The sequence below is a fragment of the Neisseria sp. MVDL19-042950 genome (genome assembly GCF_030504625.1).
In the GTDB taxonomy this organism is placed as follows: Bacteria; Pseudomonadota; Gammaproteobacteria; order Burkholderiales; family Neisseriaceae; genus Neisseria.
Map to the genome: position 1 here is coordinate 1 of NZ_JAUKWH010000029.1, position 1,152 is coordinate 1,152.

The window sequence follows — 1,152 nt, forward strand, 5'->3', positions numbered from 1 at the left end:
CGTATTCGCTTTGCTGCACCAGTTCGTTACCGGCGTTGTAGTGGTAGGCGGTCAGTTTGTGGTCGAAACCGCTCTCGGCCACCAAACGGTCGAGCACGTCGTAGGCGAAGCGGTAGCGGGCGCCGTTTTCGTTGGTGAGGCCGATGAGCCGTCTGGCTGCGTCGTAGTGGTAGCCGAAGGTATGCCCCAGCGCATTGGTTCTTTGCGTCGGCAGACCGTCTTGGCCGTATTCGTATGCGGTGGTATGTCCTTCGCCGTCGGTATGGGCGGTCAGACGGTCGGCGGCATCATAGCGGAAGGTTTCTTTGCTGCCGTCGGGATAGAGGGCGAGGGTGAGGTTTTGGTTGGCGTCGTAGTGGTATTCGGTGTGTTGGCCTAAAGCATCGGTGATGCGCGCCAACTGTCCTTCGGGGGTGTAGGCCAGTCGGGTTTGGTAGCCGGAGCAGTCGGTAATCAGGTCGGGCTGGTGGTTGCGGTCGTAGTGATACTCGGTGGTGCTGCCTTTGGGGTCGGTTACCGACAGCAGCAAACCGTTGTCGGCATACTCGAAGCGGGTGGTGTGTTTGAGCGGGTCGGTGTGGGTGAGCAGATTACCGGCTTCGTCGTAGGTGTAGCTGTCGTAGTGGCCTTCGGCATCGCTTTTGCGGATCAGGCGGTAGCTGTCGTCGTAGTCGAAATGCAGCATGGCGCCGTCGGGGCGGGCGATGGTCTCGATTTGGCCTTCGTTGCTGTATTGGTAGCGGGTAACGCGCCCCATTGCGTCGGTGTGGCTGAGCAGACGGCCCAAGCTGTCGCGTTCCATGATGTTGGTGCTGCCGTCGGCGAACACCCGTTTGGTCAACTCGTTGTTATAGTCGTAATGGTATTGCTCGATGCGCCCCAAGACATCGGTAACTTCGGTGTAGCCGTCGTGATAGGTGAAACGCCATTCCTCACCCAACGAAGTCCAGTTGCGCAGCACTTTGCCGGTGGGGGTGTAATGGCTGTATTCGTAATAAGCGGTCAAACCCGCCGCATCGGTGTGCGACACCATCAGGTTGTTTTGATAGGTGAAACTGCGTTTGACCGCGCCGTCGCGGCCGATCACGCGCAGCAAATCGCCGCCGGCGCTGTATTCGTAGCGCACCAATGCCGCGCCGATCTGTGCGGCTG

1 pseudogene is annotated in these 1,152 nt (G+C 59.5%); it reads right to left on the minus strand.

The features are described from left to right. Positions 1–1,152, minus strand: a pseudogene (locus Q0X97_RS11785) (RHS repeat family protein); the annotation flags it as partial.